This window comes from Arthrobacter sp. LFS091 (assembly GCF_047977885.1).
Classification (GTDB): Bacteria; Actinomycetota; Actinomycetes; order Actinomycetales; family Micrococcaceae; genus Arthrobacter.
Genome location: NZ_JBFPFP010000001.1, coordinates 284,253 through 306,699, shown reverse-complemented (window position 1 = coordinate 306,699; position 22,447 = coordinate 284,253). Strand labels below are relative to the sequence as shown.

The 22,447-nt window shown below is 63.3% G+C and carries 18 protein-coding genes; 7 read left to right on the top strand and 11 right to left on the bottom strand.

From position 1 onward, the window contains the following. Window positions 1-69: 69 nt before the first annotated feature. The gene (locus ACNQOP_RS01425; protein ID WP_416403093.1) at window positions 70-1,155 is read left to right on the top strand and encodes an alpha/beta hydrolase; all 1,086 of its coding nucleotides are present in this window, start codon (window positions 70-72) and stop codon (window positions 1,153-1,155) included. On the opposite strand, the gene ACNQOP_RS01420 is transcribed toward ACNQOP_RS01425, so the two are convergent. From ACNQOP_RS01420 to ACNQOP_RS01410, 3 genes are read right to left on the bottom strand one after another with little or no spacing between them, the layout of a single operon-like run. After that, the gene (locus ACNQOP_RS01420; protein WP_284985681.1) at window positions 1,127-2,053 is read right to left on the bottom strand and encodes a MaoC family dehydratase; all 927 of its coding nucleotides are present in this window, start codon (window positions 2,051-2,053) and stop codon (window positions 1,127-1,129) included. The two genes, ACNQOP_RS01425 and ACNQOP_RS01420, sit on opposite strands and share 29 nt — an antisense overlap. After that, window positions 2,050-3,390 (bottom strand): 3-oxoacyl-ACP reductase, encoded by a 1,341-nt coding sequence (locus ACNQOP_RS01415; protein ID WP_257368101.1) that lies wholly within the window; start codon window positions 3,388-3,390, stop codon window positions 2,050-2,052. Before ACNQOP_RS01415 ends, ACNQOP_RS01420 begins: the two co-directional genes overlap by 4 nt. Window positions 3,391-3,398: 8 nt before the next feature. Further along, entirely contained in the window at window positions 3,399-4,751 is a 1,353-nt protein-coding gene (locus tag ACNQOP_RS01410) for an acetyl-CoA C-acetyltransferase (protein WP_235521992.1), read from the bottom strand. Here ACNQOP_RS01410 and ACNQOP_RS01405 point away from each other — a divergent pair. Together ACNQOP_RS01405 and ACNQOP_RS01400 are read left to right on the top strand one after the other, a co-directional pair. Beyond that, window positions 4,750-5,514: a TetR/AcrR family transcriptional regulator gene (locus ACNQOP_RS01405; protein ID WP_235521991.1), complete on the top strand. Its 765-nt coding sequence runs from the start codon at window positions 4,750-4,752 to the stop codon at window positions 5,512-5,514. The genes ACNQOP_RS01410 and ACNQOP_RS01405 overlap by 2 nt on opposite strands. A 46-nt stretch (window positions 5,515-5,560) precedes the next feature. Further along, a complete protein-coding gene (locus ACNQOP_RS01400; protein WP_416403092.1) occupies window positions 5,561-7,663 on the top strand; it encodes an acyl-CoA dehydrogenase in 2,103 nt (700 codons plus the stop codon). A 119-nt stretch (window positions 7,664-7,782) separates the two neighbouring features. Here ACNQOP_RS01400 and glgA read toward each other — a convergent pair whose 3' ends face one another. After that, the gene (gene glgA / locus ACNQOP_RS01395; RefSeq protein ID WP_416403091.1) at window positions 7,783-8,979 is read right to left on the bottom strand and encodes a glycogen synthase; all 1,197 of its coding nucleotides are present in this window, start codon (window positions 8,977-8,979) and stop codon (window positions 7,783-7,785) included. A gap of 93 nt (window positions 8,980-9,072) precedes the next feature. Between glgA and glgC the strand changes: the two genes are divergently transcribed. Continuing rightward, window positions 9,073-10,485, top strand: coding sequence for a glucose-1-phosphate adenylyltransferase (gene glgC / locus ACNQOP_RS01390; RefSeq protein ID WP_416403090.1), 1,413 nt, complete (start codon window positions 9,073-9,075; stop codon window positions 10,483-10,485). Window positions 10,486-10,548: 63 nt separating this feature from the next. Next, on the top strand, window positions 10,549-12,000 hold the full coding sequence (locus tag ACNQOP_RS01385) for an SDR family NAD(P)-dependent oxidoreductase (protein WP_235521987.1): 1,452 nt from the start codon (window positions 10,549-10,551) through the stop codon (window positions 11,998-12,000). Window positions 12,001-12,068: 68 nt separating this feature from the next. Here the strand turns inward: ACNQOP_RS01385 and ACNQOP_RS01380 are convergent, their stop codons facing one another. The 3 genes from ACNQOP_RS01380 to ACNQOP_RS01370 are packed head-to-tail and all read right to left on the bottom strand — an operon-like array spanning window position 12,069 to window position 15,458. Continuing rightward, window positions 12,069-12,920, bottom strand: coding sequence for a transglutaminase family protein (locus tag ACNQOP_RS01380; RefSeq protein WP_416403089.1), 852 nt, complete (start codon window positions 12,918-12,920; stop codon window positions 12,069-12,071). Continuing rightward, window positions 12,917-13,843, bottom strand: coding sequence for an alpha-E domain-containing protein (locus tag ACNQOP_RS01375; protein WP_144648266.1), 927 nt, complete (start codon window positions 13,841-13,843; stop codon window positions 12,917-12,919). The genes ACNQOP_RS01380 and ACNQOP_RS01375 overlap by 4 nt, the downstream gene beginning before the upstream one ends. A 58-nt stretch (window positions 13,844-13,901) precedes the next feature. Continuing rightward, entirely contained in the window at window positions 13,902-15,458 is a 1,557-nt protein-coding gene (locus tag ACNQOP_RS01370; RefSeq protein ID WP_257368107.1) for a circularly permuted type 2 ATP-grasp protein, read from the bottom strand. Window positions 15,459-15,569: 111 nt separating this feature from the next. On the opposite strand from ACNQOP_RS01370, the gene ACNQOP_RS01365 reads away from it, so the two are divergent. Continuing rightward, complete coding sequence (locus ACNQOP_RS01365; protein ID WP_416403088.1) at window positions 15,570-16,616, top strand: YeiH family protein; 1,047 nt, start codon at window positions 15,570-15,572, stop codon at window positions 16,614-16,616. A gap of 4 nt (window positions 16,617-16,620) precedes the next feature. Further along, window positions 16,621-19,227: an aminopeptidase N gene (gene pepN, locus ACNQOP_RS01360; protein ID WP_416403087.1), complete on the top strand. Its 2,607-nt coding sequence runs from the start codon at window positions 16,621-16,623 to the stop codon at window positions 19,225-19,227. 19 nt (window positions 19,228-19,246) lie between these two features. Here the strand turns inward: pepN and ACNQOP_RS01355 are convergent, their stop codons facing one another. From ACNQOP_RS01355 to ACNQOP_RS01340, 4 genes are all read right to left on the bottom strand, one after another. Then, entirely contained in the window at window positions 19,247-20,356 is a 1,110-nt protein-coding gene (locus ACNQOP_RS01355) for a lipoyl protein ligase domain-containing protein (RefSeq protein ID WP_416403085.1), read from the bottom strand. Window positions 20,357-20,433: 77 nt separating this feature from the next. Beyond that, window positions 20,434-20,691: a type B 50S ribosomal protein L31 gene (locus ACNQOP_RS01350; protein ID WP_017200906.1), complete on the bottom strand. Its 258-nt coding sequence runs from the start codon at window positions 20,689-20,691 to the stop codon at window positions 20,434-20,436. A gap of 141 nt (window positions 20,692-20,832) precedes the next feature. After that, entirely contained in the window at window positions 20,833-21,642 is an 810-nt protein-coding gene (locus ACNQOP_RS01345) for a TrmH family RNA methyltransferase (protein WP_284985673.1), read from the bottom strand. Between the two features lie 6 nt (window positions 21,643-21,648). After that, on the bottom strand, window positions 21,649-22,434 hold the full coding sequence (locus tag ACNQOP_RS01340) for a sulfite exporter TauE/SafE family protein (protein ID WP_416403082.1): 786 nt from the start codon (window positions 22,432-22,434) through the stop codon (window positions 21,649-21,651). Window positions 22,435-22,447 lie beyond the last annotated feature (13 nt).

Sequence of the window (22,447 nt, the reverse complement as noted above, 5' to 3'; positions counted from 1 at the left end):
GGGAGTTCGCCGGCCCATACAATGCGAGTTTGATCACACGTATCACTTCCCAGCTCACATAAGGAAACGATGGACAGCTCAGAAGTCATCCTCGGCGCCGAGTACACGGTACGGACGCTGGCACTCCAGCCCGATGACGAGGGTGAAGTAACAGCTACCCTCCTGTCGCGGAAAGCGACGGTGCCGGCCGGGCGGGCGGTGCTGTACGTTCACGGCTTCGTGGACTACTTCTTCCAAGGGCACCTGGCTGATGAGTGGATCAAGGCCGGGTACGACTTCTATGCCCTGGACCTCCGAAAATACGGACGCTCGCTCCTGCCACACCAGACGCCCAACTACATCGAGTCACTCCAAAGCTACGACGAAGAGCTGGACGAGGCCGCGCGGATCATCAAGGACGAGGACGGACACGACGTACTGGTTGTCCTTGGCCACTCGACGGGCGGTTTGGTGACCAGCCTGTGGGCGCATCGGCGGCGTTTCGATGGCATCGTGGACGCGTTGGTCCTCAATAGCCCGTGGTTCGACCTGAACAAGCCTTTCTTCCAGCGCACGGTGGGTACCGCCGTCGTCGAACGCCTTGCCAACTACCAGCCGAGACGCCAGGTTGGCGTGCTGGGTCAGCGGTACGGCCAGAGCCTGCACGTAACCACCGGGGGTGCCTGGGATTTCAACCTCGCCTGGAAGCCGCTCGAAGGCTTTCCGGTGCTGGCAGGCTGGCTTCGTGCGATCCGGCGCGGTCACGCCGAACTCGCCAAAGGGCTGGACATCCGCTGCCCGGTCCTGGTGTGCGCGTCGACGGCCAGCGCCGCAGAGACAGCACCGCTGGAGACCATCAGTTCCGCGGACATCGTCCTGGACGTGCGGCACATCGCTGACCGCAGTACACGGCTCGGCCGCCTGGTGACTTTGGCAAGACCGACGGCGGCATCCACGACCTGGCGCTCTCGGCCGAACCGGCGAGGAGCCGGTTTTTCCAGGAAGTCTTCCGCTGGGCTGGCGCATATGTGCCGGAAAGTGCTGACAGCAAGAAGGACTAACCTAGGCCGCACGGACAGATGCACAACACAGGTACGAAAAAGGCGGCGGTCCCCCGAAGGTGACCGCCGCCGTCGTCCGCGTTGTCTTAGGCCAGCGCGGAGACTGTGCCTGTGAAGTGCCGACGCCCGCTTCGGGGATTCCACGCGACGTAATCCGAGCGCTCCCAGCCACCGGACTCCGACGGGACCGTGGTGATGTCCAACGCGACCCGTGCCGGAAGGAACACTGGAGCCTCGAACGCCACCTCCCAGGCGAACGAATCCGCCTTCACCGCTCCAACGTCCGCCAACGCTCGGGATGCCAGGTACATTCCGTGGGCAATTGAACCACGCAAGCCGAGCGCCTTGGCCGACAGGACGCTCAGGTGGATCGGATTGAAGTCGCCGGAAACCGTGGCGTAGTTCCGCCCGGTATCGAGGCCAAGTTGCCAGAGCGCCGTAGGGTTGGGCGGGGAGAAATCCCCGGTCCCAGCGGCGCCATTCGGGGCCCCCGGCTTGTCGATGCCAGGAAGGAAGCTTCCTTTGGCGAGGTAGGTAGAGACGCCCCGCCAGAGCAATTCACCGGTTGAATGTGAACGGACCTCGGCCACAATGTCCACCTGGGTCCCTGCCCTGTGCCCGGACAGGTTCTCTGCCCAGGAAAGGATGTCCAGGGACTCGGAGAATACGATGGGAACCCTTTGCTCCACCTTGTTCTTCAAGTGGATCATCCCCAGGAGGGGCAGGGGAAAATCGTCCCGGTTCATGACGCTCATGGAGATGGGAAACGCCAGTGCATGCACGTACCCGGCGGGCAGGGTGTCGCTGGCGGTCTCGCCGACCAGGTGCTGGTAGGCGGTGAGGTTTCCGACGTCGGCATGGACGTTCCGTACCTCATGGCTGACGGCCGGCAATTGCCCTGTCCCACCCGCCGCACCAAGGACCCGGCGCCGTGCTGCCGTGGCCGCCGCATTCACGTACAGCTTGGACAGCGACGGAAGTTCGCCAAGAAGGACCGGCTGCAGGGTGCTCATGCTCCCACCAGTTGTTGGCCGCACACCCGCAGCACCCCTCCGGTGATTCCGCCTGCAGCGTCGCTGGCCAGGAACGCAATGGCCTCCGCGACGTCCTGGGGCTGGCCGCCCTGCTTGAGGGAGTTGAGCCTGCGGGCCGCCTCGCGGATGGCGAACGGCATCTTGGCTGTCATCTCCGTTTCTATGAAGCCCGGGGCAACCGCGTTAATGGTGCCACCGAATGGTTCCATGTGGTCGGCAGTGGAACGCACCATGCCGATGACACCGCCCTTTGACGCTCCGTAGTTTGTCTGTCCCCGGTTGCCGGCGATGCCGCTGGTGGAGGCAACCGAAACTATGCGGGGAGAGTCTTTGAAGTGTTCGGAAGCGAGCAAAGCTTCGTTGATCCGGAGCTGGGCCGCGATGTTCACTGCGATGACTGAGCGCCAACGCCCCTCATCCATATTTGCCAGGAGCCTGTCCCGGGTGATGCCGGCGTTGTGGACCACGATGTCGAGGCGTCCGTGGCGTTCCACTGCGTGCTCGATGATGCGGTGCCCGGCGTCGTCGCGGCTGATATCCAACTGCAGGGCGGTCCCGCGGACATCGTTGGCGACCTTCGCCAGATGGTCACCCGCGGCCGGAATGTCGACGACGACTACCGTAGCCCCGTCACGGTGAAGGGTCCGGGCAATAGCTGCCCCGATGCCACGCGCCGCGCCGGTCACCACGGCCACCTTTCCAGCCAGCGGCTTCTCCGGATCGCCCGGCAGGATGCCCTTGGTGGAGCTGACCGTCAGGAACTGTCCGTCAACATAGGCAGAACGTCCCGACAGGAAGAAGCGCAGGGCCCCCAGTGCCGAGGGACTGGTGGTTGCAAGGTCGTCGGCCAGGAGAATGCCATTGGCCGTTGCCCCTGCCCGAAGCTCCTTGGCCAAGGAGCGCAAAAAGCCATCAATGCCCTGCCGCGCGGCGGCGGAGGCCGGAGACTGGGCGGAGTCCGCAGTGCGCGAGATGGTGACTACCCTGGCGTTGACGGCGAGGTCACGCAATGAGGCCCCGGCTGTGAGGACAGGTTTTGCCAGGTCGTCGGGGTGCTGCACGGCATCCAGGACCAGTACGATCGCACCGAGTTTTTCCTTGGGCAGGGCGTTCCGCCGGACATCCAGGCCCCACCCCAGCAGGGTTGTGGCGATGTCGTCGGCGCCCGGGCTGTCCCCGCTGACGAGGACAGGGCCGGTGACCAGCGGTGCACCGGCGCTGTAACGCCGAAGTTCCACCGGCTGGGGAAGGCCGAGCCTTTTGGCGAGGTCCTTGCCGAGCCCTTGGCTCACCAATTGTGTGTATTTATCTGCCAAGACTCCCCCTAAGCTGCTTCCAGTATGGCGACGACGCCCTGCCCGCCGGCGGCGCACACGGAGATCAGGCCGCGCGCGGGCCGCCCGTTGACGGTGCCCTTCTCATGCAGCATCTTGGCAAGCGATGCCACGATCCTCCCACCCGTTGCGGCGAAAGGGTGTCCTGCCGCGAGCGACGATCCGTTGACGTTGAGCTTTGCGCGGTCCACCTTGCCCAGTGCACCGTCCAGGCCCAGGCGGGTGCGGCCGAATTCCTCGTCTTCCCATGCGGCCAGCGTGCTCAGGACGGTTCCGGCAAAGGCTTCATGGATCTCGAAGAAGTCGATGTCCTCAAAGGTCAGTCCATGGCGGGCCAGCAAGCGCGGGACAGCGAAGACGGGCGCCATCAGCAGGCCGTCCTTGCCGTGGACGAAGTCGACGGCGGCCGCCTCACCATCCAGGACCGTGGCCAGCTTCGGCAGGCCGTGGGTATCGGCCCATTCCGTGCTTGCCAGCAGGACGGTGGAGGCGCCGTCGGTCAATGGGGTGGAGTTGCCGGCCGTCATTGTTGCCTCGGCGCCAAGGTTCCTGCCGAAGACCGGCTTCAGTGTGGACAGCTTCTCCAGCGTGGTATCGGGGCGGAGGTTGGAGTCGCGGTTGAGTCCGCGGTAGGGAGTGATGAGGTCATCGAAGAAGCCCCGCTCGTAGGCGGCCGCCAGGTTGCGGTGGCTGTTGAAAGCCAGTTCATCCTGGGCCTCACGGGTGATCTTCCACTGTGCGGTGGTGAGGGCCTGGTGCTCCCCCATGGAGAGGCCTGTCCGCGGTTCGCCGGTGTTCGGGGCATCGGGTGCCAGATCCTTGGGCCTGATGCGGCTGAGGATCTTCACTTTCTGCACCGGGGTCTTGGCGCGGTTCAGGTCCAGCAGTATCTCGCGGAGGCCCTCGCTCACTGCGATGGGCGCATCCGAGGCTGAATCAACGCCGCCGGCGATCGCCGAGTCGATCTGGCCCAGCTTGATCTTGTTGGCCAGCCCCAGGACTGTCTCCAGTCCCGTCGCACAGGCCTGCTGAAGGTCGTAGGCCGGTGTCTCGGGTGAAAGGGCCGAGCCGAGGACGGCTTCGCGGGTGAGGTTGAAGTCCCTTGAGTGCTTGAGCACCGCTCCGGCCGCGACTTCGCCGATGCGTTCGTCCTGCAGGCCAAACCGGGCAATGAGCCCCTCAAGTGAGGCGGTCAGCATGTCCTGGTTGGAGGATTTGGCGTAGGCGCCGCCGGTCCGGGCGAAGGGGATGCGGTTGCCGCCGACAATAACGGCGGCGCGGTTCGCCGTGGGCCTAGCGGTGTGTTCCCGGGAAGCGTTCGGGTTCAGATCTGATGCAGCCATGCTGGTCTCCTTCGATCAATGCGGGTTACTGATACCCAGCGTACCTGATACGCTGGGTATCGTGAACAACAGCCACGATGAATCCGCCGTCTCAACAGCGACCCCGCAAGCCGGTGCCGTTGGGGTGGTTGACGGCCGGGCCGCCCGCTGGCAGTCGCACCGGGAAGAACGCCGGCGGGAACTCATCAAGGCGGCCCGCAAGGCCGTGCATAAGCTGGGCAGCGACTCCTCCATGGAGGACATTGCAAGCGCAGCGGGCACATCGAAGTCGGTTTTCTACCGCTATTTCGGTGACAAGGCAGGGCTGCAGCAGGCCATGGGTGAGGTAGTCCTCGGACAAATGCAACGCCGCATGCAGGAAGCAGCCCAACAGGCCCAAACGCCCCGGGAAGGTTTGCTGGCCATGGTGTCCGCGTATCTTCAAATGGCCGAATCCAGTCCCAATGTCTACGCCTTTATTACCCGGCTCTCGCCAGGCGAGGCATCCGCCCAGGACGCCATCGCGGCATCCGGTGCGCTGGGCAATTTTTTTGAACAGATCACCGGGATGATCGCCACGCCCATGCGTGAATACCTCGGCGACCACCACGAGTCGGTAATCGTCTATTGGCCCACGGCCGCAATCGGGCTGGTCAGGAATGCCGGCGAGATGTGGTTGGGAAGCCCCGCGGACAGCGCAAAGCCCGATCAGGCAACCATGGCCGGGCAGATTACCGATTGGCTGTGCCTGGGCATCGCTCCGGCCCTCAAGACCACCACCTGACACCAGCAATGACTCATCAGTTGTCGGAACCAAAGAAGGAAGCAACATGACTGAAGTAGTGGACAAGGCCTCATCGGCCCAGAAATCCTCCGGCCGCGACGACGCCGCCACCGCTGCCACTGAACCCGTCGTGGATGTGGCTGCGCTCGGGGAGCAACTCCTCGGCAAATGGGCCCATATCCGTCACGAGGCCCGCAAGGTGGCAGGCAACCCGGCCGTGCAAAAGATCGAAGGGTTGCACCACACCGAGCACCGCGCCCGCGTCTTCGAGCAGTTGAAATTCCTGGTGGACAACAACACCGTCCACCGCGCCTTCCCGACCCGCCTGGGCGGTTCCGACGATCACGGCGGCAACATCGCAGGCTTCGAGGAGATCGTCACCGCAGATCCCTCCCTGCAGATCAAGGCCGGTGTGCAGTGGGGCCTGTTCGGCTCCGCCGTGATGCACCTGGGCACCGCTGAACACCAGGACAAGTGGCTCCCCGGCATCATGAGCCTGGAGATACCCGGCTGCTTTGCGATGACAGAAACAGGGCATGGCTCAGATGTGGCCAGCATTGCCACCACCGCCACGTATGACGAAGCCAGCCAGGAATTCGTCATCAACACGCCCTTCCGTGCTGCCTGGAAGGACTACATCGGCAACGCTGCCACTGACGGCCTTGCCGCCGTCGTATTCGCGCAGCTGATTACCAAGAATGTCAATCACGGCGTCCACGCCTTCTACGTCGAACTCCGCGACCCCGCCACCAAGGAATTCCTGCCCGGCATCGGCGGCGAGGACGACGGCATCAAGGGTGGCCTGAACGGCATCGATAACGGCCGGCTGCACTTCACCAATGTCCGTATCCCCCGGACCAACCTGTTGAACCGGTATGGCGACGTGGCTGCGGACGGCACCTACACCTCCACCATCGAAAGCCCGGGGCGCCGCTTCTTCACCATGTTGGGAACTCTGGTCCAGGGGCGGGTTTCTCTGGACGGCGCCGCGGTTGCGGCGAGCAAGCTCGCGCTCAAGACGGCCATCCAGTACGCCACCGAACGCCGGCAGTTCAATGCCTCGTCCGCCACGGATGAGGAAGTGCTATTGGATTACCAGCGGCACCAGCGGCGCCTGTTCACCAGGCTGGCCACGACCTACGCAGCCAGCTTCGCGCACGAACAGCTGCTGCAGAAATTCGACGACGTCTTCTCGGGCGCGCACGACACTGACGCCGACCGGCAGGACCTGGAAACGCTCGCTGCCGCGCTCAAGCCGCTCAGCACCTGGCATGCCCTGGATACGCTGCAGGAATGCCGCGAAGCATGTGGCGGTGCCGGCTTCCTGATCGAGAACCGCTTCGCCTCCCTGCGTGCGGACCTGGACGTGTATGTGACCTTCGAGGGCGACAACACCGTCCTGCTGCAGCTGGTGGCAAAGCGCCTGCTGGCCGATTACGCCAAGGAATTCCGCAGCGCCGACTTCGGTGTCCTTGCCCGCTACGTCGTGGATCAGGCCGCCGGGGTGGCCTTGCACAGGACGGGCCTGCGGCAGGTTGCACAGTTCGTTGCCGACACCGGCTCGGTCCAAAAAGCGGCTCTCGCGCTGCGGGACGAAGAAGGCCAGCGGACCTTGCTCGCTGACCGGGTCCAGTCCATGGTCGCTGAGGTGGGTGCGGCACTCAAGGGTGCCAACAAGCTTCCCCAGCACCAGGCCGCAGCATTGTTCAACCAGCACCAACACGAACTCATCGAAGCTGCACAGGCCCACGCGGAACTCCTGCAGTGGGAGGCTTTCACCGAGGCACTCCCCCACGTTGCCGATGAGGGAACCAAGCGTGTCCTGACCTGGCTGCGTGATCTGTTCGGCTTGTCGCTGATCGAGAAGCACCTCTCCTGGTACCTCATGAACGGCAGGTTGTCCATGCAGCGTGGCCGGACCGTGGGCACCTACATCAACCGCCTGCTGGTCAAGATCCGGCCGCACGCACTGGACCTCGTCGATGCCTTTGGATACGGCCCGGAACACCTGCGCGCTGCCATCGCGACCGGGGCTGAAGCCACCCGGCAGGACCAGGCCCGCGAACATTTCCGTGGGCAGCGCGCCAGTGGCACCGCTCCTGCCGACGAGAAAGCCCTGCTTGCCTTGAAGGCCGCCAAGTCCCGTTAGCAGTACTCCGCTGACAGGCGGTGAACAGTTGCGGAAGCTTTGTTAACGCCCGACGGCGCCGTCCCCACCGAAGTGGGGCGGCGCCGTCGTGGTTTGGACTGCTGGTTGGACGCTGTGCCTCAGCGCAGGACCGAGCGGTACACCTCAAGGGTTGTTTCGGTGATGGACTCCCAGGAGAAGTGCTCCTCTGCCCTTCGCCGGCCGGCAATACCCATTTCGCGGGCCCGGGCCGGGTCAGCCACCACTTCGTTCAAAGCCGCCGCGAAATCGCTGACGAACTTTTCCGGATCCAGCGGGGTGCCGGTTCCGTCGGTGACCTGTTCCAGTTGGACCAGCAGGCCGGTTTCCCCGTGCTGGACCACTTCGGGGATGCCGCCGGTTGCGCTGGCCACCACGGCTGCGCCGCAGGCCATGGCCTCAAGGTTCACGATGCCCAGGGGCTCGTAGATCGACGGGCATGCGAAGGCGGTGGCATGGCTGAGGACCTGGATCAGTTCCCGCCGCGGGAGCATCCGCTCAATCAGGACCACGCCTTCGCGTTTGGTCTGCAGTTCCTCGATGAGGCGGGCAGTTTCCGCAGCCAGCTCCGGGGTGTCCGCGGCGCCGAGGCACAGCACCAGCTGGACATCGTCCGGCAAGCTCGAAGCCGCGCGAAGCAGGTAGGGAACGCCCTTCTGGCGCGTGTTGCGCCCCACGAACACCACGCTCGGCTTGGCGGGATCGATCCCCAACGCCCGGATCGCGTCGTCCTCGTCATCACGCTCCCACAGCGAGACGTCGATGCCGTTGTGGACCACGCGGACCTTGTCCGGATCCACGCTGGGGTAGCTGCGGAGGATGTCCTGGCGCATGCCGTCGGATACGGCGATGATGGCAGCGGCAGCCTCATAAGCGGTCTTTTCCACCCAGGAGGACAGGGCATAGCCGCCTCCAAGCTGTTCAGCCTTCCATGGGCGCAGGGGCTCAAGGCTGTGGGCGCTGAGGACATGCGGAATGCCGTGCAGCAGCGAAGCGAGGTGGCCGGCCATGTTGGCGTACCAGGTGTGCGAGTGGACGAGGTCCGCTCCCGCAATGTCCGGAACGATCCTCAGGTCCACGCCCAGCGTTTGGATTGCGGCGTTGGCATCGCCGAGGTCTTCGGGCGTGGCGTATGACGCCACCGTAGCCCCGTGGTAGTCGGCATCACGGGGCGCACCGAACGCCCGGACGTGAAGGTCGACGTGCTTTGCCAGCACCCGGCTGAGCTCGGCAACGTGGACACCGGCACCGCCATAAATTTCCGGAGGGAATTCTTTAGTCACAATGTCTATTCGCACGCTAACCAACGTAGTCGTTCCGGCGTATGTGTTCTAGTGTGAAAGAGTCCGGAAAATCGGACTTTTGGGGGCTACGAAGACGTACGGGGAGCAGTGACCATGGCGTTGAAGAAAGTTTTGGCAATTGTATTGGCTGGCGGCGAGGGCAACCGACTCATGCCGCTGACGGCGGACCGGGCCAAGCCCGCGGTTCCGTTTGCCGGCGGCTACCGGCTCATCGACTTTGCATTATCCAATCTCGTTAACTCGGGATACTTGAAAATAGTTGTGCTGACGCAATACAAGTCGCATAGCCTTGACCGCCACATCTCTGAAACCTGGCGCATGTCCACGCAGTTGGGCCGTTACGTGGCGTCGGTTCCGGCGCAGCAGCGCGTGGGCAAGAGCTGGTTCCTTGGCAGTGCAAACGCCATCTACCAATCGCTGAACCTCATCCATGACGACGCCCCGGACATCGTGGTAGTGGTCGGCGCCGATCACGTGTACCGCATGGACTTCTCGCAGATGGTGGAGCAGCACATCGCCAGCGGTGCCAAGGCCACCGTGGCCGCAGTCCGCCAGCCGCTGAACATGGCCAACCAGTTCGGCGTGATCGAGGTAGACCAGAACGATCCCCAGAAGATTGCCGCCTTTGTGGAGAAGCCTGCCAGCACCCCCGGGCTCGCAGCCGACCCCACGCAGTTCCTTGCCTCCATGGGCAACTACGTCTTCGACGCCGATGCGTTGGTTGAGGCACTGCACGTTGACGCGGAACGGCTCGACACCAAGCACGACATGGGTGGCGACATCATCCCCTATTTCGTTGACCAAGGCGAAGCCGGCGTGTACGACTTCACGCTCAATGACATCCCCGGCGCTACGGACCGGGATCGTACTTACTGGCGGGACGTGGGGACCATCGACTCGTTCTATGACGCACACATGGACCTCATCTCCCCCGTCCCTGTCTTCAACCTCTACAACTCCGAATGGCCCATCTACACCCGCCAAAGCATTTCCCCGCCGGCAAAGTTTGTTCGCGGCGAAAACAACACGGTGGGCACTGCCCTCGATTCCATCGTGGCCAGCGGCGTGGTGATTTCCGGAGGCATCGTTGAAGGATCCGTCCTCTCCAACGATGCGTACGTGGCGGCTGGGAGCCGTGTCCAGGACTCCGTCCTCATGGACAAGGTCCGTGTGGGTGAAGGCGCCGTGATCAAGCGCGCCATCCTGGATAAAAACGTCAAGGTCCCCGCGGGGGCTGCCATCGGCTTGGACCCGGAGCTGGACAGGGCACGTGGATACAAGGTCACGGAGTCCGGAATCACTGTCCTCGCGAAGGGCCAGGTGGTCCCGGAGCCAGGCGAAGTCGAGCTCGCTCTGTCAGCCCAGCATCGCCGCAGCCTTCCGGAAGCGGTCAAGGCAGCCACACACCACGATCCCGACATCCGTGACTCCGCCGAAAAGGTAGCCGCTGGAATCCAGGCCCGAGTGGCGGACGCTGCATCCCAGGGCGCCGCGCACTAACCCGCAGTCCATCGACAGAACCCGAGGCAGGCCGGAGGCTCCCAAGGCTGTAAAATCAGGTCAATGAGCTCCACCGATCTGACGCCTGAAGAGATCCAGGCCTGCCTCAAGGTTCTGACAACGATCCACGTCTATGACGAAGAGCACCCGGACTATGTTGCCGTCCGGCGTGCCACCGGCAAGATGTTCAAGGCCGTCAAGCGCCACCGCCGCGTCACCAAACGCGACTCCATCGCCGAGGCCGACCGTGCTGTTATTGCCCTGACAGCAACAGCAGCCCCGGACCGGATTGATGACGAGACCCGCGGCAACAAGCTTGCCCCGTCGGCCACAGGCGAGATCGCCGGGCACCTGATCCGTTCCCGCCCCTGCTACATCTGCAAAACGCATTACACCCAGGTGGATGCTTTCTACCACCAGTTGTGTCCGGAATGCGCGGCCTTCAGCCACAGCAAGCGTGATGCCCGCACCGACCTCACTGGCCGGAGGGCGTTGTTGACCGGCGGACGCGCCAAGATTGGCATGTACATTGCCCTGCGCCTGCTCCGGGACGGCGCCCACACCACCATCACCACCCGTTTCCCCAAGGACGCCGCCCGTCGTTTTGCCGCGATGGAAGACAGCTCGGAATGGCTGCACCGCCTACGTATCGTTGGCATCGACCTTCGCGACCCGGCCCAGGTCATGGCGCTCACGGATTCGCTCAACGAGGCCGGACCGTTGGACATCATCATCAACAATGCAGCCCAGACTGTGCGGCGTTCAGGCAATGCCTACAAACCGCTGGTGGATGCCGAAGACGAACCGTTGCCTGCCGCCCTGGAAGCGGCCAACGGCGGACCCGAGCTGGTGACGTTCGGCCATGCGCATGACAAGCACCCCTTGGCTCTGGCCAGCAGCGTCACCGAACACCCGGTGCTGGCTGGTGATGCGATCACGTCCTTGGCGCTCTCGACGGGTTCTGCGTCCCTGGAGCGTATCGAATCGGGGACAGCCATTGATGCCGGCGGACTGGTCCCGGACCTGGCCTCGATCAACAGCTGGACCCAGGTGGTGGACGAAGTGGATCCCCTGGAGATGCTCGAGGTCCAGCTGTGCAATGTCACCGCACCCTTCCTGCTGGTCAGCCGGCTGCGTGGGGCGATGAAGCGTTCCACGGCACATCGCAAGTACATCGTGAACGTCTCAGCGATGGAAGGGCAGTTCTCGCGCGCCTACAAGGGCCCCGGGCACCCCCACACCAACATGGCCAAGGCTGCGTTGAATATGATGACCCGGACCAGCGCCCAGGAGATGCTGGACTCCGACGGCATCCTCATGACCGCCGTGGACACGGGCTGGATCACCGATGAACGTCCGCACTACACCAAGGTCAGGCTGATGGAAGAAGGTTTCCATGCTCCCTTGGACTTGGTGGACGGTGCCGCGCGCGTCTACGACCCCATCGTGATGGGCGAAAAGGGCGAGGACCAGTACGGCGTGTTTCTCAAGGATTACAAGCCGTCCCCCTGGTAAAGAATTATATTGAGTACAGCCAAGGCCCTTAAGAGTTCTTCTTAAGGGCCTTGGCTATATAGGAGCTTCTACGCGAGACGGGTGATCTCCACCGAAACGGAGAGCCCAGAGCCTCCGCCGCCGGAAAGGATTCCCTTCAGCGGAGGAACGTCTCGGTAGTCGCGGCCCCTCGCGACAGTGACGTGATAGTCGCCGGCCGGTTTGTGGTTGGTGGGGTCCCAGCTGCGCCATTCGCCGTCCCACCATTCCAACCAGGCGTGCGACTGTCCGGCTACTGTTTCCCCGATGTCAGCCGAGGACCGCGGGTGGATGTAACCGGACACGTAGCGGGCAGGGATGCCGCTGCAGCGCAGGGCTCCAATGGCAAGGTGGGCCAGGTCCTGGCACACACCCTGGCGCTGCGACCACGCCTGCTCGGCATTCGTCGTCACGCCGGTGGTGCCCTTCATGTAGGTCATCTCGCCAGCCATCCACGCGAACACCGCCAACGCCGCCTCATGGGGGTTCTTTCCTTCGACAATGCCGGGAACAATGTCGAGTACCTCTTCACCGGGGCCGCTTAACCGCGACTGGGGCAGCCAGTCGCTGAATTCGTCCTGGATCTTGTCCGAGGCGATGACGTCCCAACCAACAATGTCGTCTTCCGTTGCCACGCGCTCACTGCGGTGGACCTCCACCGTGGCCGTTGCAAGCACTTCCAGGCTTTCGTGCGGCATCTGCATATCGAAGGCCGTGACCCGGGTGCCCCAATAGTCGCGGTAGGTGCTCACGGAAGCCTGGTTCGGTGAGACCTTCAGGGACGCTTCCAGGACCACCTGCTGTCCGTCCGTCAACGGGGTCATCCGGGCCTCGTTGTAGGACAGGGTCACGCGGCGGTTGTACTTGTAGGCCGTCTTGTGGACGATGCTCAGCCGGGTCATGAAACTTCTCCCACCCAGGCGTGTTCATCAGCCTGATTGAAGTACTTACGGGAAATGGCATCAGAAGCCTGTGTCACGGCCTTCTGCACACGTTCCATGTGCTCGGGCAGTTCAGACATGAGGTCATCGGTGCGGTGGAACTCAAGGAAGGTCCGGGCCTGGCCCACGATCCGCCGGGCGTCGTTGATGAAACCAACGCGCTGCGCCGAGGGGTCCAGCTTGGCAAGGCACTCATCGGCGTCGCGCAACGCGTACACGATCGAGCGGGGAAACAAGCGGTCCAGGAGCAGGAATTCGGCTGCGTGCTGGTCCCCGAAGGCTGCCCGGCGGGTGCGGATGAAGGATTCGTAGGCACCGGCACAGCGCAGCATGTTGACCCAGGACATACCAGCCGACTGGACATCACGGGTGGACAGCATGCGGGCGGTCATGTCGGCACGCTCAAGGGAGCGCCCCAGCACCATGAACAGCCAGCTTTCGTCGTGGCTGACGGTCGTATCAGCCAGTCCTCGAACCATCGCGGTCCGTTCAAGCACCCAGTTGCAGAAACGGTATGTCCCAACGACGTCCTTGCGGTGCTGGTTGAGGCCGTAGTACGTCGTGTTGAGGCTTTCCCACAGGGATTGCGAGACGGTCTCCCGGGCACGCCGCGCGTTTTCCCGGGCTGCCCCGAGGGAACCGGCGATCGAGGAGGCGCTCTGCTTGTCGTAGGCCAGGGCATGGAGCAGTTCAGGCAGGCCGAAGTCCTCGCTCTGGGGTTTGGCGCCCATGACGGCGAGCAGTTCCCGCGCCACGCTGCGCTGCTCCTCGAGGGGAAGGTGGTTCAGGCGCTCCAGGTGCACGTCAAGGATCCGGGCAGTACCGTCGGCGCGTTCTACGTAGCGTCCGATCCAAAAGAGTGACTCAGCAATACGGCTCAGCATGGAACTGTGCCTCCTTCACGTGGTGCCTGTCGGAGTTCAAGTAGTTGGTGGAGGGGTTTCACTGCTGTTGCTCCGTCTGCCGGTCGCGCCAGTTGCTTTCCACAGGCCACACAGAAACCTGCTCACGCACGGTCACGGACTGGCGCGGGATGAACTCGGCAGGCAACTCCGGTGAATTGGCCAGCACCCAGGTGTCCTTGGAACCACCGCCTTGGCTGGAGTTCACAATCAGGGACCCTTCCTTCAGCGCAACCCGGGTCAGGCCACCGGGCAGGACCCAGACGTCGTCGCCGTCGTTCACGGCAAACGGACGCAGGTCCACGTGGCGGGGACCGAACTTGTCGCCCGAAAGGGTCGGCACCGTGGAGAGCTGCAGGACAGGCTGGGCGATCCACCCGCGGGGATCGGCGATCACACGCTTGCGCAAGGCATCCAGTTCGTCCTTGGAGGCGTCCGGGCCAATAACAAGTCCCTTGCCGCCCGAGCCGTCAACCGGCTTGACCACCAGTTCATCGAGGCGGTCCAGAACATGCTCCCTGGCTTCCTTTTCCTCGAGTCGGAAAGTGTCGACGTTGGCGATGATCGGCTCTTCGTGGAGGTAGTACCGGATCAGGTCAGGCACGTAACTGTACACGAGCTTGTCATCGGCTACGCCGTTGCCTACTGCGTTGGCGATGGTGACTCCGCCCGCGCGGGCAGCGTTGACCAAACCGGGGCAACCCAGCATCGAATCGGAGCGGAACTGGAGGGGATCGAGGAAGTCGTCATCGATGCGCTTGTAGATCACGTCCACACGCTGTTCACCCGCGGTGGTCCGCATGTAGACGCGGTTGCCGCGGCAGATGAGGTCGCGCCCTTCCACCAGTTCCACACCCATCAGGCCTGCGAGGAGGGTGTGCTCAAAGTAGGCGCTGTTGAAGACACCCGGAGTCAGGACAACAACCGTCGGATCGTCGACACCGGCCGGTGCTGTTTTGCGCAGGGCCGAAAGCAGCCGCCGGGGGTATTCCTCCACGGGCCTGATGTGCTGCTGGCCGAACGCTTCAGGTAGGCCCTTTGCCATGGCCCGGCGGTTTTCCAGGACGTAGCTTACGCCCGACGGGACACGGACGTTGTCCTCCAGCACGCGGAAAGTTCCGGCAGCATCGCGGACGACGTCGATACCCGAGACGTGCACACGGACCCCGCCGGACGGTTCAAAGCCGTGGACCGCCCGGTGGAAGTGCGCGCTGGTGGTGACGAGCTGCCGTGGGATCACGCCATCGGCCACCACCGCCATGCGTCCATAAACGTCGTTGAGGAACGCTTCAAGGGCCTTTACACGCTGGGCGACACCGCGCTCCAGGACGTCCCATTCGTCGGCCGGGATGACGCGGGGAACAATATCGAGCGGGAAGGGCCGCTCCTCCCCCGCATAGTCGAAGGTCACTCCGCGGTCCAGGAAGGTGCGGGCCATGGAGTCCGCCCTGGCGGTGACATCCGCCAGGGAAAGCTCGCGCAAGGCACCGGAAACCTGACCGTAGGATTTTCTGGCTACGTGGCCCGGGGCAAACATCTCGTCGTAGGCGCCACTGCGGGCGGCGGCCTCGGAGTAATCCTGGAATAGGTCAGACATGGGAATTAGACAATCACCTTTTCGAGTCGAGCGCATTTCGCGTTGATTGTGTCGCTGTTTCCGGGAACCCCCGGTTCGCCTTTCCGTGCCCCCATCCGGCAGGGTTGAGGCATGCCCTTCAAGAGTCCCGCTTCCCAGCTGTCCCGGTTGGGGCCGGGATTGGTCCTGTGCTTCGCCGCAACGGGCCTTGCCTTCACCATCCACGCGGTCTTGCCAGCTGTTCCAGCAATGACTCTCGCTGTTGCCTTGGGCTTGCTCTCAGCAAATATACCGGGCACCTCTGTCCTCACTGCAGGGCGCGCCCGCCCGGGCCTGGACTTCGCCGGAAAGCACCTCATGCGGGCCGGAATCGTGCTGCTGGGCCTCAAGGTCAGCATTCAGGATGTGCTGGGACTGGGCTGGTTGTCCCTGGTCCTCATAGCCGGTGTGGTGCTGGTCAGCTTTGTGGGCACCTATGGGTTGGCCCGCTTACTGCGGCTGCCTGGCGAGACCGCCCTGCTGATCGCCACGGGTTTCTCCATCTGCGGCGCCTCGGCTATCGGCGCGATGGCTGCTGTGCGGCGCATCAGGCATCAGGACACTGTGCTCCCGGTGGCGCTCGTAACGCTATGCGGCACCCTTGCCATTGGCGTGTTGCCCCTCCTCATGCACCCCCTGAACCTGAACCCGGAACAGTTTGGGGCATGGACCGGCGCTTCCGTGCACGATGTGGGCCAGGTGGTGGCCACGGCGCAAACTGCGGGGACGGCGGCCCTGGCGATCGCCGTCGTCGTGAAATTGACGCGGGTTGTCCTGCTGGCTCCGGTAGTGGCGGCGGCGGGACTGCATCAGCGCGTCGACCATGTGCGGAAGCGGGCCAATGGTGCCGGCCAGGATGACGGGACCGACGGTAGGTTCCCGCCTATCGTTCCGCTTTTTGTGCTCGGCTTCCTTGCCATGGTCGCTGTGCGATCCGTGGGCTGGGCTCCCCCGGCGGTCCTGGAAGGAGCCGCCCTGGTCCAGGACATCCTGCTCGCATCGGCGCTTTTCGGACTGGGATCCGCCGTGCGTGTCCGCACGCTGATCCACACGGGTGGACGCGCGGTGATGGTGGCCCTGGGCTCTTGGCTGCTCATCGCATCGCTGGGCCTGGTTGCTGCCTGGATCATGATTAGATAGCCGTGTGTCGAATCACAATCTGTCGCGCGATGAAGCCGCCTCCCGTTCAGCCCTGATCACCACCCACAGCTACGACGTCATCCTCGATGTCCGCGACGCGGCAGATCCCGCAGTCGCCGGCTACCCGAGCACCAGCACCATCACGTTCTCCGCAGAGCCCGGCTCTGCCACGTTCCTGGACTTCATCAGCGGCAGCGTGCAGTCAGTGGTGCTGAACGGCCAGGCCCTGGACGTCGATGCGGTGGTGGACCGGGACCGGGTCATCCTCGAAAACCTCGCTGCGGACAACCAGGTGACGGTATCCGGAACAGCGCTCTACAGCCGTTCCGGGGAAGGAATGCACCGCTTCGTGGACCCTGCTGACGGGCAGTGCTACCTCTACACCCAGTACGAACCGGCAGACAGCCGACGCGTCTTCGCCAACTTCGAGCAGCCCGACCTCAAAGCCGAATTCACCTTTCACGTGATCGCGCCTGCTGGCTGGGAGGTCGCGTCCAATGGCGTGGAGGCGGCGCGGACACCCTTGGCGGATGACCCCAAAGCGGCCCAATGGGACTTTGAAACCACCAAGCGGATGTCCACGTACATCACCTCGGTGCTGGCCGGGCCTTACTTCAAAGCGACAGACCACTGGGGAGCAACGCTCGACGGCGACACCCGGCTTGAGGTGCCGCTGGCACTTTACTGCCGCGCCTCATTGGCAGACGCTTTCGACGCCGACGAGCTGTTCCGCTTGACCAAGAACGGCCTGGAGTTCTTTAACGCCCTCTTCGACTATCCCTACCCATGGGGCAAGTACGATCAGGCATTCGTGCCCGAATACAACCTCGGGGCCATGGAAAATCCCGGACTGGTCACCTTCACGGAAAAGTATGTCTACGCCTCGCGGGCCACCGACGCCCAGTACCAGGGACGCGCCAACACCCTGATGCACGAGATGGCACACATGTGGTTCGGCGACCTCGTCACCATGAACTGGTGGGACGACCTCTGGCTCAAGGAGTCGTTCGCTGACTACATGGGAACCCTTGGCGTGGATCGTGCCACTGACTGGGACTCCGCATGGGTGAACTTCGCCAGCAAACGCAAGGCTTGGGCGTACCTGCAGGACCAGCTGCCCACCACCCATCCGATCGTCGCCGACATTCCGGACCTTGAGGCGGCCAAGCAGAACTTCGACGGCATCACCTACGCCAAGGGCGCTTCGGTCCTGAAACAGTTGGTTGCCTACGTCGGTTTTGACGCCTTCATCGCCGGATCACGCCAATATTTCCGCGACCACGCCTACGGCAACACCTCCCTGAAGGACCTGCTGGAAGCGCTAAGTGCCTCCTCTGGCCGGGACCTGTCCGGTTGGGCGCGCCAATGGCTGCAGACTTCCGGAATCTCCACCATTTCAGCCGGGATTGTCGAAGACGACGGGACGCTGGGCGCGGTGACGCTCCAACAGGACGCCATCGACCCCATCACAGGGCACCAGGAACTCCGCCCCCACCGCATGCGGCTTGGCTTGTATGACCCCAACGCAGACGGTGCCCTTGTCAGGACCGAAAGTATCGAAATTGATGTGGACGTTCCCAGCACCCTGGTAGCCGAGCTGAACGGCAAGACCCGGCCTGCCCTGCTGTTGGTCAACGATGACGACCTGAGCTATGCAAAGATCAGGCTCGATCCCGGATCCGAACACACGGTGAGGTCTTCGCTGGACAAGATCCAGGACCCCATGGCCCGGGCACTGTGCTGGACGGCGCTTTGGGATTCGGCCCGCGACGGCGTCACCCCTGCAGCCCGGTATGTCGCCGCGGTGGAACAGTTCGCTCCGGCCGAAACCGGCATTGGAGTCCTGCTCAATGTCCTGGGCAACGCCTCCACCGCCATTGAGCGATTCGTGCCTGCTAAGACGCGGGACGGTGTCCGCAAGGACTTCCTGGCCGTTGCTGCCGCACAGTTGAAGGCTGCCCCAGCGGGGTCGGACCAGCAACTCGCCTGGGCCAGGACACTCGCGGATGTCTCGCGGCATGGCGACGCTGAACTCTCCCTGCTGCGCAGCATCCTTGACGGCAGCGTTGTCATTAACGGACTCGCAGTCGACGCAGAACTGCGCTGGAGCCTGTGGCAGGCCCTGGCAGCCCACGGACAGGCGTCGCAAGCTGAGCTCGACCGGGAACTGGAAGCGGACAAGACAGCCTCAGGACGTGAGGGCCACGCTCTTGCCTCGGCGGCCCGCCCAGCCCCTTCGGTGAAGGCCGCGGCATGGGATTCGGCGGTCCTGGGTACCGGACTCTCCAATGAAATCCTGAGCGCCACCATTGCCGGCTTCGCCACGGCCCCGGCTGCCATGCTGGAGCCCTACGTGGAACCGTATTTCGATTGCCTTGAAAAAGTGTGGGCAGAGCGAAGCATTGAAATTGCCGGAAGGATTGTCCGCGGACTGTTCCCGGCCGCCCAGGACCTTGGCGACGGCATGGAACCTGCCCGGCACCCGGTGGTGCTCCGCACCGACGAATGGCTGGCCGAACATGGTGACGCTCCGCGTGCGTTGCGGCGCATCATTATCGAGCAGCGCAGCCACCTGTTGCGTGCCCTGACTGCGCAGGCCGCCAAGGGCTAGGCCGGCGGAATAGAACCCGTCAGGGAACCCGGTTCAGCCATTCGTCCGTGCCGAACTTCGCGTCAACCCGTTTTCGGGCTTCATCGAGCTCCGCTTCACTGAGCCGGGACTCGACTGCGCCATAGCGCTCGGTAAAGACTTCCTGCATGGCCTTGAGGATGGCGGACCGGGCCAAGCCGGTCTGCCGACGCAAGGGATCCACGCGCTTCTTGGCGCTCCGGGTTCCCTTGTCGGACAACTTCTCCTTGCCGATGCGCAGGACCTCCACCATCTTGTCGGCGTCGATGTCGTAGCTCATGGTGACGTGATGGAGCATGCCCCCGTTGGCAAGCCGCTTCTGTGCTGCTCCGCCGATTTTGCCCTGGTCCGTTGCAATGTCGTTGAGCGGGACGTAGAAAGCGTTGATGCCGAGCTTCTCCAACGCGGCCATGACCCAGGAGTCAAGGAAGGCATAGGAGTCCGCGAAACTGATGCCGTCCACCAGTGTCTGCGGCAGGTACAGCGAATACGTGATGCAGTTTCCTGCCTCCATGAACATCGCTCCCCCGCCGCTGATCCTGCGCACAACGGTGATGCCGTGCCGGGACACGCCGTCGGGGTCCACTTCGTTACGCACTGACTGAAAGCTGCCAATCACCACAGAGGGCTCTTCCCAGTCCCAGAACCGCAGCGTCGGGTTCCGCAGCCCGGCACCGACCTCCTCAGTGAGGACTTCGTCCAGGGCCACGTTGACCTCGGTTGGCAGGACCGTGGGTGGGATGACTTCCCATTGGTGGTCTGACCAGCCGGTGGCCTTGGACAAGGCCCGCCGAACTGTTATGGCCACGGCTTCTGCGGAGAAGCCGAACAGTACGGCACCTTCAGGCAAGCCCGCGGTTACGGCCGCGGCAATGTCCGCTGCCGTTGACGTGCCCGGCAGTCCTGTCAGTGCCTTGTTGATGTCCTGCAGGGCCTCGTCGGGCTCCAAAAAGAAGTCTCCGCTCAGGGAGACATTGGCGAAGTGGCCGTTCGCCACCTCAAGGTCAACCACCACCAGTTTTCCGCCGGGAACCTTATATTCGCCGTGAAGGCGGGTGTCGTCGTCGTGGTTCAGGGTTTCAGGCCTGGGCTGGGAAGTCATGCTCTCCATCTTGCCGGAAAACGCAAAAGCCCGCATTGCCGGAATGACGGCGATGCGGGCTTTTGAAAAGACTCGGGGTGAAGTGGTTACTTCTTGCCGCCGAAGCCCTTGAAGCGAGCGTTGAAGCGCTCGACGCGGCCAGCGGAGTCCATGATGCGCTGCTTGCCCGTGTAGAACGGGTGGGACTCCGAAGAGATTTCGACGTCGATAACCGGGTAGGTGTTTCCGTCTTCCCACTCGATGGTCTTCGAGGAAGACACGGTGGACTTGGTCAGGAACTGCGTACCGGAGGCCAGGTCGTTGAAGACAACAGCTTCGTACTTCGGGTGGATATCAGACTTCATAATGGGACCTTTTGTTCACGCAACTGGATTTTGCCAGCTGCCAGGTATGAATGGAGGTGGTCCGTCACTGGAAAGTGGATATTCCAGCGACTGGGCCAACAACCAATCATAGCGGAAACGTCCATGCCATACGAACCGGCTTCAGTCCCGCGGGCGGAGTTCCCAGAACGCCACCGCCGAGGCCGCGGCCACGTTGAGTGAATCGACACCAGCCCGCATCGGGATTTTGACGGCGAGATCGACGGCGGCGAGCGTTTCCTCGCTCATGCCGGCACCTTCGGTACCAAGGACCAGGGCAAGTTTGGGGATCTGCCGTGCGGCCAGATCGTCGAGGTCTACCGCATCCTCCGTCAGCTCCATGGCGGCCACCGTGAAGCCCTGTTCCTTCAGACGCGACAAGTCATCCGGCCAGCTTTCCAAGCGCGCCCACGGGACCTGGAAGACCGTGCCCATGCTCACGCGGACGCTGCGCCTGTACAGCGGATCACCGCACCGTGGCGAGACCAGGACTGCGTCGACGCCGAGCGCTGCCGCCGACCGGAAGATTGCGCCCACGTTGGTGTGGTCCACGATGTCCTCCAGCACGGCCACCCGCCGGGCTTTCGCGAGGAGTTCTTCCAAGGGAACAGGCGCTGGCCGGTGCATGGCTGCCATCGCTCCGCGGTGGAGGTGGAACCCGGTGATCTGTTCCAGCAGGTCGGCCTTGCCAATGAAAACCGGAACGTCGGGGTATTGCCGGAAAACGTCGTCGAGGTCCGCCAACCACTTTTCGGCAAGGAAGAAAGAACGGGGCTGGTGTCCCGCAGCCAGCGCCCGGCGGAGTACCCGGGAGGATTCTGCGATGTACATGCCCTCCTCCGGCTCGCGGAGTTTGCGAAGGTGGACGTCGGTGAGGGTGGTGTAGTCCGTGACGCGTGGATCATCTGCGGACTCGAGGTAGTGAAAGGTCACAGGGGATTACTTCAGCAGGTTGGCGATCATGAAGCCCAGTGCAACGAGGCCGAGCGCGAAAATGACGGCCCGCAGGACTTTCGGGGAGAGCTTCCGCCCCACTTTCGAACCGATGAGTCCGCCGATGGTGGAACTCACGGCAATGATCAGGACAAAGAACCATTCGATGCGGTCAAAGGCGAAAATCAAGTAGGAAACGGCGGCTACCATGTTGACGCCAAGGACCAAGATGTTCTTCATGGCATTCGCGTTCTGCATGGTTCCCGAGAGGAAGACCCCCAGGATTCCCACCAGGAGAATCCCCTGGGCTGCGACGAAGTAGCCACCATAAACACCGGCAAGGTACACGAGGACCACCAGCAGTACGCCGTGGCTTCGATCGCGGATCGCATGCTCGGGGTTTTGTTCCCTGCTGCGCACCCAGGCCTGCAGCTTGGGCTGGAAGACCACCATCAGCAGTGCCACCACCAGCAGCACAGGGGCGACGTAGTGGAACACCTTCTCCGGCAGGTGCAGCAGCAGCCAAGCCCCGGTTATACCGCCCAGCAACGAGGCCGGCAACAGTTTCATCAACTGCCTGCCGCGACCGGCAAGCTCGCGCCGATAGCCCCATGCACCGGCGGCGTTGCCCGCTACCAGGCCCATGGCATTGCTCATGGAGGCAACCACCGGCGTCACACCAATGGCAATAAGTACAGGGAAGGTCACCAACGTGCCGGAGCCGACCACCGCATTGATGGTTCCGGCCCACAAGCCCGCGAAGAAGACCAGGATGTCGTTAAGGATTTCCATTGTGGTTTCGGGT